This is a genomic window from Corallococcus exercitus (assembly GCF_003611585.1).
GTDB lineage: Bacteria > Myxococcota > Myxococcia > Myxococcales > Myxococcaceae > Corallococcus > Corallococcus exercitus.
This window is the reverse complement of the sequence record NZ_RAVW01000049.1, coordinates 18,434-32,523: the sequence shown is the minus strand read 5'-3', so window position 1 is coordinate 32,523 and position 14,090 is coordinate 18,434. Positions and strand designations below refer to the sequence as shown.

Annotated in this window: 12 protein-coding genes; 6 read left to right on the top strand and 6 right to left on the bottom strand. The window is 67.6% G+C overall.

Going from position 1 to position 14,090, the window contains the following annotated elements; all coding sequences use genetic code 11:
• The first annotated feature begins 352 nt into the window (after positions 1–352).
• The 4 genes from D7W79_RS09160 to D7W79_RS09150 all read left to right on the top strand — a co-directional run bounded on the left by D7W79_RS09160 (position 353) and on the right by D7W79_RS09150 (position 3,926).
• A complete protein-coding gene (locus D7W79_RS09160; RefSeq protein ID WP_147441861.1) occupies positions 353–832 on the top strand; it encodes a hypothetical protein in 480 nt (159 codons plus the stop codon).
• 146 nt (positions 833–978) lie between these two features.
• The gene (locus tag D7W79_RS43590; protein ID WP_158616927.1) at positions 979–1,140 is read left to right on the top strand and encodes a hypothetical protein; all 162 of its coding nucleotides are present in this window, start codon (positions 979–981) and stop codon (positions 1,138–1,140) included.
• Positions 1,141–1,229: 89 nt separating this feature from the next.
• Positions 1,230–3,287 carry a monovalent cation:proton antiporter family protein gene (locus D7W79_RS09155; RefSeq protein ID WP_120524961.1) on the top strand — a complete coding sequence of 686 codons (2,058 nt, stop codon included), beginning with the start codon at positions 1,230–1,232 and terminating at the stop codon, positions 3,285–3,287.
• An 84-nt stretch (positions 3,288–3,371) separates the two neighbouring features.
• A complete protein-coding gene (locus D7W79_RS09150; protein ID WP_120524965.1) occupies positions 3,372–3,926 on the top strand; it encodes a polymer-forming cytoskeletal protein in 555 nt (184 codons plus the stop codon).
• A gap of 27 nt (positions 3,927–3,953) precedes the next feature.
• Here the strand turns inward: D7W79_RS09150 and D7W79_RS09145 are convergent, their stop codons facing one another.
• Entirely contained in the window at positions 3,954–4,601 is a 648-nt protein-coding gene (locus tag D7W79_RS09145; protein ID WP_171433815.1) for a cysteine hydrolase family protein, read from the bottom strand.
• Positions 4,602–4,808: 207 nt separating this feature from the next.
• On the opposite strand from D7W79_RS09145, the gene D7W79_RS09140 reads away from it, so the two are divergent.
• The gene (locus D7W79_RS09140; protein ID WP_208729676.1) at positions 4,809–5,255 is read left to right on the top strand and encodes a phosphate-starvation-inducible PsiE family protein; all 447 of its coding nucleotides are present in this window, start codon (positions 4,809–4,811) and stop codon (positions 5,253–5,255) included.
• Positions 5,256–5,282: 27 nt separating this feature from the next.
• On the opposite strand, the gene D7W79_RS09135 is transcribed toward D7W79_RS09140, so the two are convergent.
• The 5 genes from D7W79_RS09135 to D7W79_RS45695 form a co-directional block, all read right to left on the bottom strand.
• Positions 5,283–7,262, bottom strand: a complete 1,980-nt coding sequence (locus tag D7W79_RS09135) for a PQQ-dependent sugar dehydrogenase (protein WP_120524960.1) — start codon at positions 7,260–7,262, stop codon at positions 5,283–5,285.
• A gap of 352 nt (positions 7,263–7,614) precedes the next feature.
• On the bottom strand, positions 7,615–10,011 hold the full coding sequence (locus D7W79_RS09130) for a PQQ-dependent sugar dehydrogenase (RefSeq protein WP_208729675.1): 2,397 nt from the start codon (positions 10,009–10,011) through the stop codon (positions 7,615–7,617).
• A gap of 180 nt (positions 10,012–10,191) precedes the next feature.
• Positions 10,192–11,148 carry a WD40 repeat domain-containing protein gene (locus D7W79_RS09125; protein WP_120524958.1) on the bottom strand — a complete coding sequence of 319 codons (957 nt, stop codon included), beginning with the start codon at positions 11,146–11,148 and terminating at the stop codon, positions 10,192–10,194.
• On the bottom strand, positions 11,148–11,846 hold the full coding sequence (locus D7W79_RS09120; RefSeq protein ID WP_120524957.1) for an immunity 52 family protein: 699 nt from the start codon (positions 11,844–11,846) through the stop codon (positions 11,148–11,150). The genes D7W79_RS09125 and D7W79_RS09120 overlap by 1 nt, the downstream gene beginning before the upstream one ends.
• Positions 11,839–13,239 carry a Tox-REase-5 domain-containing protein gene (locus tag D7W79_RS45695; protein WP_276375172.1) on the bottom strand — a complete coding sequence of 467 codons (1,401 nt, stop codon included), beginning with the start codon at positions 13,237–13,239 and terminating at the stop codon, positions 11,839–11,841. Before D7W79_RS45695 ends, D7W79_RS09120 begins: the two co-directional genes overlap by 8 nt.
• Before the next feature lie 155 nt (positions 13,240–13,394).
• Between D7W79_RS45695 and D7W79_RS09110 the strand changes: the two genes are divergently transcribed.
• Positions 13,395–14,057 carry an SRPBCC family protein gene (locus D7W79_RS09110; protein WP_120524956.1) on the top strand — a complete coding sequence of 221 codons (663 nt, stop codon included), beginning with the start codon at positions 13,395–13,397 and terminating at the stop codon, positions 14,055–14,057.
• The last annotated feature ends 33 nt before the right edge of the window (positions 14,058–14,090 follow it).

Sequence of the window (14,090 nt, the reverse complement as noted above, 5' to 3'; positions counted from 1 at the left end):
ACCCTCCACTGACGCGGTCGCGGACTGGAAGAGCCCCACGGGAGCCCGCACCGCATCCACACGGGCGGTCACAGCTTGAGGCAGCGTCGGGGCAGCACCCAATCCGTCGTCGAAGTTGAGAATGGTTCTCATTTTCTATTGCCGAAAGGGATATCGCCTGAGGGGTGGCAACGTCAATGTCGAGGCCGGCTGAAATCATCCCAGTGCGTCGCCGCGTGACCATTTCCACGCCAAGGGCGCGATTTTCCGAGGTGCGCGATCCCCAGGGTGCGTATAAAGGCCTTCCGCTGACGCGGTTTTGTGTCGTCCACCGACTGTCGTATCCGGTGCGACACGCTTAGCGCCCCCACCCATGACGCCGGCCCTTTCCCACACCGGGCGTGAAGCCCTCCGCGAGACCCGGTTCGCCGTGGCGGCGGTCGTGTGCGCGGCGGTGCTGGCCGCGTTCCTGGGAATGGCGGGGCCCCGGTCCGGGCTCGCCCAGGGGACCCACGCGGACGTGGCGGCGTCCTGGACCGCTGAGGCGTCGCGTCCGTCCTCCAGCCCGAAGCTGGGCGGGGAGGAAGCGGGGCTCTTGCACGGGTCCCACGTGGGCGCGCCGCAGCCGGGCCCTCGCGATCAGGTGGATCGCGGTAGCGTCAGCCTCCGTCCTCCGACGCCCCACGCTCCCCGGTGGGACACCCTGCGCGCGGTGCTCGCGCGCTACGACGCCCGGATGCTGGCGCACGCCCAGGGTCTGCTCGCCCGCGCGCTGCCCTCCCGGCTCACGCCGCTGGCGGACCGTCCCCGGACGGTGAACTGCCCGGCCCAGGGTCCGCCCGTCCAGGGCTGAGCGGTTCCCTTCCTTCGTCTTCGTTCGCGGGCCCCGCGCCCTGACGGCCCGGTGTGTTCCCCGGTGGCCAGGCGGGCAGGCCCTTCTTCCAACGCAATCCTTCCAGCACGCGGTGCGCCCTTCGCGGCCGCGCGAGGCCTTGTTCCATGTCTTCGTCCCCTTCCCCCGAGCTCACTCCCACTCCTTCGCCGGAGCCTCAGCAGGGCGGCGCCACCCACGACCAGTGGCAGGGCGCGCGCCTCCTGTGGAGCGGCCTGATGTGCCTGCTCATCATCGGCGGAGCCATCGCCCTCGAGCGATGCGCCTGAGCCCGCCCTAACTTCCTGTGGATCCGGCCCCGCGCGACGCGGGCGGGGCCGGGCATCGAGAGCCCCATCACCTCCAGAGGCGCCTTCCCATGCATGACGCCCACGCGTTCCTCCAAGCCCTCGCCACCGTCCTCTGTGTCGCGGCGGTCACCACGGTCCTCTTCCAGCGCCTGCGCCAACCGGTGGTGCTGGGCTACATCCTCGCGGGCTTCATCATCGGGCCGCACGTCCCCGTCCCATTGGTGGCGGACCCGGGCATCGTGCAGACGCTGTCGGAGCTGGGCGTCATCCTGCTGATGTTCTCCCTGGGGCTGGAGTTCAGCCTGCGCAAGCTGTTCCAGGTGGGGCCCACCGCGGGGCTCACCGCCGTCATCCAGTGCAGCGTGATGGTGTGGCTGGGCTTCATCACCGGCCGCGCCTTCGGCTGGACGATGCTGGAGAGCCTGTTCACCGGCTGCTGCATCGCCATCTCCAGCACCACCATCATCGCCAAGGCGTTCGACGAGCAGAACATCCGGGGCGCGCTGCGGGGCATCGTGGTGGGCATCCTCATCGTGGAGGACCTCATCGGCATCCTGCTGATGGCCATGCTCACCGCGGTGTCCACCGGCTCCGGCCTGTCCGCGTGGGACCTGGCGCTGACCGTGGGCAAGCTGGCGGCGTTCCTCGTGGGGCTGGTCGCCATTGGCCTGCTCGTGGTGCCGCGAGTCATGCGCGCCATCACCAGGCTCCAGCGGCCGGAGACGACGCTCGTCACCAGCGTGGGCATCTGCTTCGCCATCGCGCTGCTGGCGCAGGCGTTCGGCTACTCGGTGGCGCTGGGGGCGTTCCTCGCGGGCTCGCTGGTGGCGGAGTCCGGCGAGGGCAAGGAGATTGAACACCTGGTGCAGCCGGTGCGCGACCTGTTCGGCGCGGTGTTCTTCGTGTCGGTGGGCATGCTCATCGACCCGGCGCTCATCCGCGAGCACTGGGCGGCCATCGCGGTGCTCACCGGCGTGGTCATCGTGGGGAAGATCCTCAGCGTGTCGCTGGGCGCGTTCTTCACCGGCAACGGCACGCGCACGTCCGTGCAGGCGGGCCTGAGCCTGTCCCAGATTGGCGAGTTCTCCTTCATCATCGCGGGGCTGGGCCTGTCCCTGAAGGCCACCGGCCTGTTCCTCTACCCGGTGGCGGTCGCCGTGTCGGCCATCACCACGCTGACGACGCCGTGGCTCATCCGCGCGTCCGGCCCCATCGCCAACTGGGTGGACCGCAAGCTGCCCGCGCCGCTCCAGACGTTCGCGTCGCTGTACGGCAGCTGGGTGGAGAACCTGCGCACGTCGCCGCGCCAGAAGACGGTGGGCGCGCGCGTGCGGCGCATGGCGATGCTGATGCTGCTGGACGCGGCGTTCGTCACCCTCATCGTCATCGGCACGTCGGTGCTGCTGCCCCGGATCACGGTGTTCATCGACGAGCGCATGGGCTGGGGCAAGACGCTGACGCCCTGGGTCGCCATTGGACTGGCCGTGGCGCTGGCCCTGCCCTTCTGCGTGGGCATCGTCCGGATGGGGCGCAGGCTGGGGGGCATCCTGGCGGAGGGCGCGCTCCCGGCGGCCGCGAACGGCAAGGTGGACCTGGCGGCGGCGCCGCGCCGGATGCTGGTGGTGGCGCTCCAGTTGGCCAGCGTCTTCATGGTGAGCGTGCCGGTGATGGCCATCACCCAGCCGTTCCTGCCCGGCGTGCCCGGCGCGGTGCTGCTCCTGGTGTCCCTGGGGGTGATGGGCTTCGCCTTCTGGAAGAGCGCCACGCACCTGCAGGGCCACATGCGCGCGGGCGCGCAGGTCATCGTGGAGGCGCTCGCGGCGCAGTCCCACGCGAAGGGCGACGAGGAGGAGCCGCCGAAGGACGTGCTGCAAGGGGTGCGTCAGCTGCTGCCTGGAATTGGCGAGCCGGAGTCGGTGGCGCTCGGCGAGGCCAGCGCGGCGGTGGGCCGCACCCTGGCGGAGCTCAACCTGCGCGGCATGACGGGGGCCACGGTGCTGGCCATCCGCCGGGGCGAAGCGGGCGTGCTCGTGCCCACCGCGCAGGAGGTGCTGCGCGCGGGTGACATCCTGGCGCTCGCGGGGACGCACGAGGCCATCGACGCGGCGAAGGGCGTGCTCGGCTGAGGCGGGGCACCGGATGCAATGGGGGAGGCGGCCGGCCGTAGGAAGGGCATGCCGCTCCCCTTCCGCGTCCTGGAGGTCTCCGCCATGCGTCGCCCGCTCCTGCCCACCCTCCTCCTCGCCTGCTCACTGGCCGTGCCCGCGCTGGCTGCGGAGCCGGCGAAGAAGCCGTCCAAGGCGCCCGCCAAGACCATCTGCGTCAACGTCAAGGACGGGAGCAAGGCGGTCCAGGGCACGAACCTGGTCGTCGAGCCCGGGGAGAAGATCCACGACGCGGTCGCGGTGGACGGCGACGTCATCGTGAAGAAGGGCGCGGTGGTGGACAACGACGTGGCCGCCGTCCGGGGCCGCGTCATCCTGGAGCCCGGCGCTCGGGTGAAGGGCGACGTGGTGTCCATCGGCGGCGAGGTGCGGGTGCCCGCGGGCGCGCACGTCGACGGGAGCGCGACGGCGCTGGGCGGCAAGCTTCACCTGGACAAGAAGGAGGACGTCGGCGGCGAGACGGTCGACTTCTCCCTGGTCTTCAACGGCGACGACCTGGTGAAGGAGTTCATCGGCAAGGCGCTCGACGAGGACGCCGGCAAGTGCCACATCCTCGATGACGACGATGATGACAAGGATGACGACGACAAGGACGTCTGAGCCGGTCCTGTCGTCAGTCGGCCCCCGTCACTTGAATTCCGGCGGGGGCCGGCGCGTGGCCCGGCGGCGCGAGCGGGGCTCCAGGTGCACCTCGTCGCCCCGGCAGACGCGCACCCTCAAGAAGCGCTGGAGCTGATCCAGGGCCAGGTCGTGGTCCTTGTCGCTCTCCGCGCAGCAGCAGTCGCTGAGCACGGTGATCTTGTACTCGTGCATGTGCGCGTCGTGGGCGCTGAAGAAGACGCACAGGTTGGTGGCGATGCCCGCGAGCAGCAGCTTCTTCGTGCCCAGGTGCTCCAGGAGCGGCACCAGCGACGTGGCGAAGAAGGCCGAGTGCTTGGGCTTGAGGATGAAGTAGTCGTCCGGCTGGGGCTTGAGCGCGCGGGCGACCCGCTGGCCTCGGCTGTCCTTCCGGGTGCAGTGCTTGTAGACGTCCGTGAAGCTGCTGCGCCACAGGTCGAAGTTGTCATTGACGTAGATGACGGGGACGCCCGCCTTGCGCATCCGCTCGGCGAAGGGGCTCAGGCGCTCCACCATGCGCAGCGCCCAGGGCAGGACGTTCTCCCCGCCGGGGAACTCCAGGTCGTTGATGACGTCGATGATGAGCAGCGCGGTGTCATGCCGCCGCTCATGCGGCGCGCGAGCTTGCTTCCGGACCGCCTGGCGCGGCTTCGCCACGTCCACCTCCCGTTGGGTGAACGCTAATCATCCCCAAGCAGGAGGCGGAGCCCCCTCTGGAGAATTGCCAGCCCGGTTCACGACGCCCAACTTCGCTCCGGGGAGAAGCACGCGTGTGTACCGGGAAGGGAGCAGCGGAGCGGAGACCTGACGGAGCGCGCGCTCGTCACCAGGCGTCCGGGCTCCACAGGAGAAGGAGGACGGCCCGTGAGCACTGAAAGCACTCCCTCTCCAGGGGGAAGACTGAGCCTGTTCATCAAGAAGTTCGAGCGCGCCGTCGTCGTCTCGATCATCGTCATGATGATGGTGGTCCTCGCCCTCTCCACCCTGGAGCTGGGGTGGATCATCGTCAAGGACATCATCACGCCGCCCATCCTCCTGCTGGAGGTGGATGAACTGCTGGAGATCTTCGGCTTCGTGCTCCTCATCCTCATTGGCGTGGAGTTGCTGGAGACCATCAAGGCGTACCTGCGCGACAACGTCGTTCACGTTGAAATCGTCCTGGAGGTCGCCCTCATCGCCATCGCCCGGAAGGTCATCGTGCTCGACCTGTCGAAATACGATGGCGTCAGCGTGCTCGCCGTCGCCGGACTCATCGTCGCGCTCGCAGGGGCGCTCTTCCTCAGGGCGGCGCGGAGCCGATTCCACCGTTGAGAGAAGGGCCCCCCTGCCAGGGACGTGTCACCGCCGGGCGCGACGGGGCTTCCAGACGAGCCCCGCGAGCAGCCACCAGCCCAGGACGCCTGGAAGCGCGGTGGCGCCGGCACTGCATCCGCCGGCCTCATCCTCCATGTGGACGGGCACCGTGCCGCCGTCGTGGCGGGTGCCCGCATCAAGTCCGGTGCCCGCGTCCACGAGGGTGCCCGCGTCCTCCACGGTCCCTGCGTCTACCTGCGTCCCAGCATCTGCGAGGCTGCCCGCGTCCTCCGCGGTCCCCGCATCTTCAAGGGTCCCCGCGTCCACTCCCGCACCGCCGTCGACGCCGCCGTCACTGCCAGGTTCCTCCGGAACCTCGTCCTCCTCGGTGTGAGCGTGGACGGTGACCACGGGGAAGTCCTGCGACGGCGTGAACGTGAAGGCCGCGTGCTCGACGTCCGCATCCGCGTCCTGCGCCGCGCCCAACGTCACGAATTGAGGAACGCTCCAGTTCTCACGCGTGAAACGAAGCGATCCGCCCTCCACCACGGACAGGTCGCCCCCGCCGCCCTGGGCCTCCACCTTGACCCAGACGTCCACCATGGGCGGCATTGCCAGGGACACCATGACCGTCTTGGTTTCGCCCTCCGGGATGACGAGATCCGAGGACGACACGATCACGGCCTGACCTCCTGGCACCGGGGTGACCCGCAGAATCCAGCCATAATAGCCGAGGACATACAACGCGCCGTCCAGTCCCTCATTCACATCAACGAAGCCACCGCCCGGCTCACGATTGACGATGATGTCCTCCGTGGCCACGGAGCCATCCGCCGCGAACCGGATGCGATGAAGCATCCCGCGGAAGTCCGTGTACAGGTAATTGCCGGAGTAGCTCGCGGGAAAGCGTGTCCCTTCATAGAACATGCCTCCCATGACGAACTCGCCCTGAGGCCACCGCTTGAGCTGCCCGCCTCCGCTCACCGCATCCGGCTCCGGTTGGTCCACGGTGAACGACCGCGAGGAGGGATGCCCCGTGACGTAGAATTCGCCGTTGAAGCTGGGGTCCTCCACGTCGGAGATCAGGAGCCGCGTTCCCTTGCGGTAGGAATAGGACTCCAGGTAGTTGTCGTCGATCATCGTGAAGGTCGCGACGCCGTTCTGCCGCACCGCGCCTGTCGGCGTGAACCAATACTCGTCAAAGACACCGGGCAGGTATGAATACATCGGCGCGAGGTAGCCCGCAGGCTGGTTGTTCTCATACTTGCCCCAGCCTGCGTGATCGCCTGGGCTGACGCTGAAGATCTGGAGGGCTCCCGGGCCCGAGGCGTTGGCCCACAGGCGCCCGGTTCCCGGCTGGAAGACCAGCCCATAGAGATTGCAGAATCCCCGCGCCCAGACACTGTCCACGTTGGGGCCCGTCCCATCGTAGAACGGGTTGTCGGTGGGCACGGAGCCATCCGGACGCACGCGGTGGATCTTGCCCGAAGGCTTCGTCAGGTCGTCTTCTTCGCGGTAGGCATGGAGACTCCCTACCCCGAAGTACAGCATTCCATCTGGACCGAAGGTGAGCCCTCCGCCGTCGTAGTCGAGCGCTCCCCCAGGGATGCCGTCCACGATGACGGTGCGGTTCACGCCCACGCCGCCGACGTCGGTATACCGGAAGATCTGCAACGTGAAGCTCGGCATCGCCGCGAAGAAATAGACGTAATGGTTGTTCGCGAAGTCCGGATCGAAGGCCATGCCCAAGAGGCCTTCCTGATTGTGGCCCTGAGTGAATGACTCGGAAATGAATGGGGTCGGTTGCACCGCCCCGTTCATCACGACGACGACTTCTCCAGACATCCTCGAGACGAACAGACGGCCAGAGCCGTCCGGAACCCACGCCATCCGGGTCGCCTCGTCTGCTGACCCGAGGTATAGCCAGTCCTCGACCTCGAGGTCACGAGCAGTCTCGGTAGGCTGGGAGTAGGCGGGTAAGGCGGTCAGCAATGCCAGGGCAAGCCAGAAGGCAGTCAAGCGCATGAGAAGCAGGCTAGCGTGCGCTCACGTTTGTCTGTCAGTCTTTTCTGTCCCGGCGCTAGGGTTTTGGCTTCACGCCCCAGATGCCCACCTTGCCGTCATCCATGCCCAGGCCACGAAACGGCCATCGGGAGAGAAGTTCGCGGTGCTCCCCCGTGCCACGCCGTGCGGGATTGACCGACGTGCAGCGGGGGCCCATGAGCCGCCGGAAGTGCTGGTTGAGCTGACTCTGCTCAGTCCCGCGGATACGTGACGTTGAAGGCAGGCTCGCTCACGGGGTGGGCTCCGGGACAGGTACCCTGAAGAGGGTCATCCCCGGCCCCCACCTCGCTTGGGCGATCTTGGAGGGGGCCCGTTACCGCCGGGCGCGGCGGGGTTTCCAGACGAGCCCCGCGAGCAGCCACCAGCCCAGGACGCCGGGAAGCGCGGTGGCGCCGGCGCTGCATCCACCAGAGTAGCCCTTCCCGCCGTCCGTCACCGAGCCGCCGTCCTTCGTGGAGCCCGCGTCAGACCCGGTGCCCGCGTCGACAAGGGGCCCCGCGTCCGCTTCGGCTCCGGCATCCACGTCACTGCCCGCATCCAGCACCTCGCCCCCATCCAGCCCCGTGCCGGCGTCAGCGGCTGCCGGCAGGCGGACAACGACCTGGAAGGTCTGCACGGCGGCTGGCGTCACTCCGTTGCTCGCACGCACGGAGACCGTCACGGTCGCCTCGGCCTGGGGCGTCCAGGTCAGCAGCCCGGAGGCCGGGGCCAGGGTCATGCCCTGCGGGCCCTGGTCCAGGGTGAGCGCTGGCGCGGGCCGCCCGGTCGCCGTGACGGTGTATGCATAGGGCTCGCCCACGGTCGCCTCTGTCGCCGGCGTGGAGGTGATGACGGGTACCGCGGCCACGTCCTTCGCGGTGACTGTGATCGTCTTCGCATCAAGCCCCGGCGCGGACACGGTCAACACGGCCACGTCGTCATCACCGTCGGCGTCCTGTGTCGTCGCCACCGTGATGCTCTTGGAGGTGGTGCCATCCTCGGGCGTGAAGGTCAGGGTGGCACCGGCGCTCACCGACACGTCTTCGCTCCCCGAGGTGCGCGTCACGGTGACCGTCACGGGAGCCGTCGGCGCGTACGCCAGCGCCACCGTGAAGGTGCTCTCCGTCCCCTCTTCCAGCTCCAGCGAAGTGGAGGAGACCTGGAGCGATTGGATTTCGTCCTCTTCGGTGCGCGCGTGGATCTCCGCACCGGGCACGCCTTCCGGGAAGCCCTGGTCCATCGTGATGAAGAACGTGGAGTGGTCAGTGTCCGCGTCCGAGTCCTCCGCCGCGGTGAGGGTGACGAACTGGGGGACGCTCCAGTTGGTCGCGTCAAAGAGAAGGGATTGCCCGACCGTCACGCGGATGTCCGAGTCCTCTTCGCGCCGTTCGATGGAGACATAGGTAGGAGAGGAGGGCGGCATGGCCAGGGAGACCATGAGCGTCTTTGAGCCTCCTTCGGGAATGCTCAGGTCATGGGTGGAGACGATCACGCCCTGGCCCGGCGGCAGGGGCGTGACCCGGTAGACCGTTCCCCACAAGGACAAGACGTACAGGGCGCCGTCAGGGCCCATCGCGACGTCCGTGAACAGCTCCCTGTTAGAGAAGTTCACCATGAAGTCCACCTTGTCCACGGTGCCGTCCGCGGCGAGGACGGTCCGGAAGACGTTCCCTTTGTAGTCCGCGAAGACGTAGTTGCCCTGATACTCGGCGGGAAAGAGCGGGCTCTGGAGGAACACACCCCCGACGACCGCATCGCCCATCGGGTCGGTCTTCAATCCGCCGCCACCGCTCACCGCATCAGGCCCGGGTTGGGCCACCGTGAACGACCAGGGCGTGGGAAAGCCTGTGATGAAGGCCTCCCCGTTGAAGCTCGGATCGAGCACTTCACGCAGGTGGACCTTCTTGCCCTTGCGCAGGTAGGAAACCGGCTGCTCCCCCTCCACGGTGAATGTCGCGACTCCGTCCTTGCGCACCGCCCCCGTCGCCGTGAACTGGTAGTTCTCCCACATCCCGGGCGTGTACGTGACAAGGGGCGGCAGATAGCCCTCGGGCTGATTGTTCTCATACGTCCACCAGCCTGCGTGGTCTCCCGGCCCTACCCGGAAAATCTGCTCAGCGGCTTCCCCTGCGACGTTGGCATAGAGCTTCCCGGTTCCAGGCTCGAAGCGGATCCGGAAGGGATTGCGGAAGCCCCGCGCCCAGATGAGGTCATTGTTCGGCCCCTCGCCATCGTAGAAGGGGTTGTCGGTGGGGATGGTTCCGTCCTTGTGGACGCGGTGGATCTTCGACGACAACAGGGTCAGGTCTTCATTGCCTCCCTCGAGTGTTCCCCGGTCTCCCACTCCGAAATACAAGAGCCCATCTGGACCGAAGTCCATGCCACCCCCGTTGTGGTTCAAGCTCGAAGGGATGTTGTCCACGATGACGGTCCGGTCGACGCCGACGCCGCCGACCTCCGTGAACCGCAGGATCTGCGCAACGAAGCGGGTGACTCCGCCAACGTCAATGTTGGGCTGGCTGGCAAAGACATAGACGTAATGGTTGGTCGCGAAGTCCGGATCGAAGACAAGGCTCTGGAGGCCCTGCTCCCCATAGGTCGCCACCTCTTCATCAATGAAAGGTGTGGGAAGCAACTCACCGTTCTGGATGACCCGGACCTTTCCCCCTTTGAGCACCATGAAGAGCCGGTTCGAACCGTCCGGAGCCCAGGCCAGGCCGGATGCCTGCAAATCTTCGCCGTTATAGAAGAATTGGGAGGTTTCAACGCCGTAGGTGCCAACAGGCGGAGGCGGAACCCGGATCTGGGCTTGAGCGGTAACGGCCGCCAGGCATGCAAAAACAATCAAGAGAGGGGATGGACGCATGAATGGCAAGCTAGCATCAATCCCTGAAGCCTCCTGAGTCTTTCATCAGGATTTGGGCTTCACGCCCCAGATGCCCACCTTGCCGTCATCCATGCCCCAGGCCACGAAACGGCCATCGGGAGAGAAGTTCGCGGTGCTCCCCTGCTGGTCGTCCAGGTCTGAATAGGCGAAGACGCGCTGTCCATCACGGACGTCGATGACGGCGAACGCGCTCGTGTCTGGACTTGCGGCCAGCAGGGACCCCTCCGGGTTGAACTCCAGGTGGAGGGCCATGGACGCGGGGGCTTTCAGGATCCGCGCTGTCTCCAGTGTGGGCAACGTCAGGAACAGCAGCTCCCCGGAGGAGTTCGCGGCGACCAGGTGCTCGCCTGACGGCGTGTAGGCCACGGCCCAGATCCGCCGCGCATCGAAGGCCCGGATCGTGACGCGCCTGCCGGTCCGTGCGTCCCAGAGGAGCAGGGCCGCACGGGTGTCGGCGCCCTCCTGGTCCTCGGCGGCCCCCACGGCGGCGAACGCGCCATCGGGTGAGAGCGCGCAACCGTGGAGCTGCCCGGGGTCCTCCTTCCGCCAGACGAGCCAGCGCCGCTCCAGGTCCCAGAGCATCACGCGGCCCACGCTCGCCACGAGGAGCAGGCGCGTCCCGTCCGACGACAGGCAGGCATGGGAGACGGAGCCGCCCGTCTCCACGGAGGACACCCGCTGGCCGTCGGGGACGGACCACGTCTGGAGGGTGCCGCGCACCGTCACGGACAGCAGCGTCTGGGAGCCGGGCAGGAACCACGCGGCCACACAGCCGGGGACGAAGTGCGCGGCGAGCGGCTGATGCGATTCCGCGTGCAGGTCCCACCAACGCAGCGACATCCCGCCCTGCTTCTGGACGGACAGCAGGTAGCGCGACGACGCATCCCACCCCAGCCACTGCCACCGCGAGTACGGCGACAGCTCCGCTTCGCCCAGCGTTCGCAGCAGGGACAGGTGTCTCGCGGTGTCGGAGGTCAGCATCACGGCGCGGTCCCGATGGGATTCAACAACCCGGCCCGGTCCAGCCGCTCCCGTACCTCTTCCGCGAGCGCGACATGCTCCGGATTGGCCAATGTGAAACGTTCAGGGGTCAAGATGACGAGCGTTCCCTTGTCCTCCACGGGCTCGGTTCGCACGGAGCCAGGAAGCGACGGCACCGGGCCGCGATGCCGCGAGAAGTACGTCACCCACCCGATGAACGCACCGACGTCGCCGGACTCAGACAGGGTGTCCCGGTGCTCGTCGGATGTGAAGACACCCCAGTCGGGCTCCCAGGCCAGGATCATCGAGACCAGGACCTGGGACACTTCCGCTACGGAATGGATCCCCTGTGCGGCGGGAGCCCAGACGCAGAGGTCCACCGTGCCAGCCACCGGAGAGCCGCAAGAGAAGTTGACGACGCTGCTGTCGTCGGCCCGCCCATTCCATGCGGCGAAAGAAATCTCACCTTCGCCAATTTGGTACTTCTTCTTCGTGAACAGCTGCGAAAGCGAGCGGGCATCCGGCGTGAATCGGCTGTTGAGCGCTGCCTCTCGGGAACGGCCCTGCTCGTACCAGGTGGCAAGGCTGGGATCCGTGGAAGCCAATCGCTGGAACATGGCTTCCGCGCGCCGAGCGTAGGTCTCCACTGGCTCGGGCCGTCCAGGCCAGTACACCCCTGCGTAGTAGGATTCAGTCATCAGCCGTGCGGAGGAGTGAAGAGGACGGGAATCCGCCCCAGACCATTTCTCTTGAAGAGCACTCGTACGTAGTCCGCGACCCTGCGCTCCGCGAAGTGCCATTCCAGGGGGAATCCACGGGCGACCCGCTGCTGTCGCTTGGCTTGCCGGACCATGTCCGTGAAGCCCTCGAACCATCGCCCTGCTCCACGGCCAGATCGAGGAACTTCTCATAGCCCGGGCCTTTGGCCTCCAGCAACACGCCGTTGGTGAACCCGTCGAACTTGACGTTGTCGACGTCGTAGACCTGTCCTTCCGGCGCCCTGGCGATCTGGGACTGGTACTTCCGGGCCGCATCCTCCATGTGCTCCGTGGCGGGCCGCCACTTGCCCGGCCCACCGGGAGATGGGGCTCCACCGCCTGGCGCGTTCGACTTCAAGAGGATGATGGCGGCCGCAGGGCCTCCGCTCAGGACCGTCGCCGCGCGTCCCACCGGTACCGAGACCTGCTCCAACACCAGTGCGCCCTGCGCCGAGAGTGAGAGCATCGGCGCCGTGGCTTCCGCGCCTGCGGCCAGGCCCTTCAACGTGCGCGTCGTCGCCGAGGCCGTGCCCCACAGCACGACGACGTTCGTGGTCAGCCTCGCGGTTTCGCGGATCTGCTCGCCGCGCGTCATGGCCTGGAAACGTTCCCAATACGCGGGCGAGTTCGCGATGAGGGCCACGATTCCCGTCGGCAGGTGTCGCAGCCCTGAGAGGCTGTCCGTCGGACGTGAGAGCAGCTGCCCCAAGGCGTGGTACAGCTCCACGAAGGCGTCCTCGGCGCCATCCAGCGAGCGGTTGATGACGTCCGCGTCGTCGTACACCTCGGCAAGGGGCCTGGAGTCCACGGCGCGAAGCTGTGCATCCACCTCACGGAAGACTCCGCCCCGGCCACTGTAGAAGCGCCCCAGTTCGAAGTTTCCTGCGCGGAAGGCCCCATCCCTCCACTGCACGGCCGAAACCTTCTGCTGCGTGCGACCATCGAGGGCCCAGGCGAGATAGCCGTCCGGACGGAGCACCGCCACCTGCTCACGGGCGAAGCGCCCGACCCGCCGCTCCAGCTCCTCGCGGGACACCTCGCCGCCCTCCAGCACCTCCCGCAGCAGGAAACCCGCCGCCATGCGCGGAGGAAAGGTGCCCCGCGTCACGGGCTTCTCCGTCAGCCGCTCCAGCACGCCAACCGCATCCTCGGGTGTGAAGGGATTGCGGCGCAGGGGGAGTTCATCCACGTCCTCCAATCCGGCGTGGGCCAGCACCTCCTCGAACGCATCCGGCCGGAGGGCCCACGTGCCTCCCCTTCCCGGGGCAGCCTCGACACCGGCGCAGCCTCCGCAGAACAGGGCCACGACGACCGCCACGAGTGCCGAGCGCATGCGCCGACTCTAGCCCGCCGGTACGATCGCGGACCGCGCGGACCTGCTCCGCACGCTGCGTCAAGGAGGGACGCTCGCAGGGGGGCTTGAGCCGGAACGAGGTGGCGACCTAAGACGCTGCCTCCCCGTCCGGGGCTGCCGTTCCGAGGACCTCCATGTTCAAGAAGATTGCCATTGGCTTCGCCGCAGCGCTCCTGCTGCTCGTCGGCGTCATCGCCACCCGCCCCGATACCTTCACCGTCACGCGCACAGCCTCCGTGCCGGGCACTCCCGACATCGCGTTCGGGCTGGTCAATAACTTCCACCAGTGGAACCAGTGGTCTCCCTGGGAGGCCCTCGACCCGAACATGAAGCGGACCTTTGGCGGCGCGGAGGCGGGCGTTGGCGCCACCTATGGTTGGACGGGCAATGACGACGTGGGCGAGGGCCGCATGACCATCCAGGAGGTCACCGCCAACGAGTCCGTCCGCGTGAAGCTGGAGTTCATCAAGCCCTTCGCCTCCAGCAGCATCACCACCTTCACGTTCAAGCCCGCCCAGGACGGCACCACCGTCACCTGGACCATGACCGGCGACCACAACTTCATCAGCAAGGCGATGTGCCTCGTCATGGACATGGACAAGATGGTGGGCAAGGACTTCGAGAAGGGCCTCGCCAGCATGAAGACCGCCGCCCAGGCCGAGGCCACGAAGCGCGCTGAAGCCGAAGCCGCTCGCAAGGTCGCCGAGGCCAAGGCCGCCGAGGAGGCCGCTGCTGCTGCTGCTGCCGCCGCCGCCGCTGCCACTCCGGCGCCCGCCGTCGCTGTCCCCACGCCGTAGTCCCACGGCGCGCGCCTCGTGACTCCCGGCCCC

What these genes read in the sequence shown, in the direction of transcription:
- D7W79_RS09160 (WP_147441861.1), top strand. Translation starts at nt 353, where the DNA reads ATGACGCCGGCCCTTTCCCACACCGGGCGTGAAGCCCTCCGCGAGACC.
- D7W79_RS43590 (WP_158616927.1), top strand. Translation starts at nt 979, where the DNA reads ATGTCTTCGTCCCCTTCCCCCGAGCTCACTCCCACTCCTTCGCCGGAG.
- D7W79_RS09155 (WP_120524961.1), top strand. Translation starts at nt 1,230, where the DNA reads ATGCATGACGCCCACGCGTTCCTCCAAGCCCTCGCCACCGTCCTCTGT.
- D7W79_RS09150 (WP_120524965.1), top strand. Translation starts at nt 3,372, where the DNA reads ATGCGTCGCCCGCTCCTGCCCACCCTCCTCCTCGCCTGCTCACTGGCC.
- D7W79_RS09135 (WP_120524960.1), bottom strand. Translation starts at nt 7,262, where the DNA reads ATGCGCTTGACTGCCTTCTGGCTTGCCCTGGCATTGCTGACCGCCTTA.
- D7W79_RS09125 (WP_120524958.1), bottom strand. Translation starts at nt 11,148, where the DNA reads ATGCTGACCTCCGACACCGCGAGACACCTGTCCCTGCTGCGAACGCTG.
- D7W79_RS09120 (WP_120524957.1), bottom strand. Translation starts at nt 11,846, where the DNA reads ATGACTGAATCCTACTACGCAGGGGTGTACTGGCCTGGACGGCCCGAG.
- D7W79_RS45695 (WP_276375172.1), bottom strand. Translation starts at nt 13,239, where the DNA reads ATGCGCTCGGCACTCGTGGCGGTCGTCGTGGCCCTGTTCTGCGGAGGC.
- D7W79_RS09110 (WP_120524956.1), top strand. Translation starts at nt 13,395, where the DNA reads ATGTTCAAGAAGATTGCCATTGGCTTCGCCGCAGCGCTCCTGCTGCTC.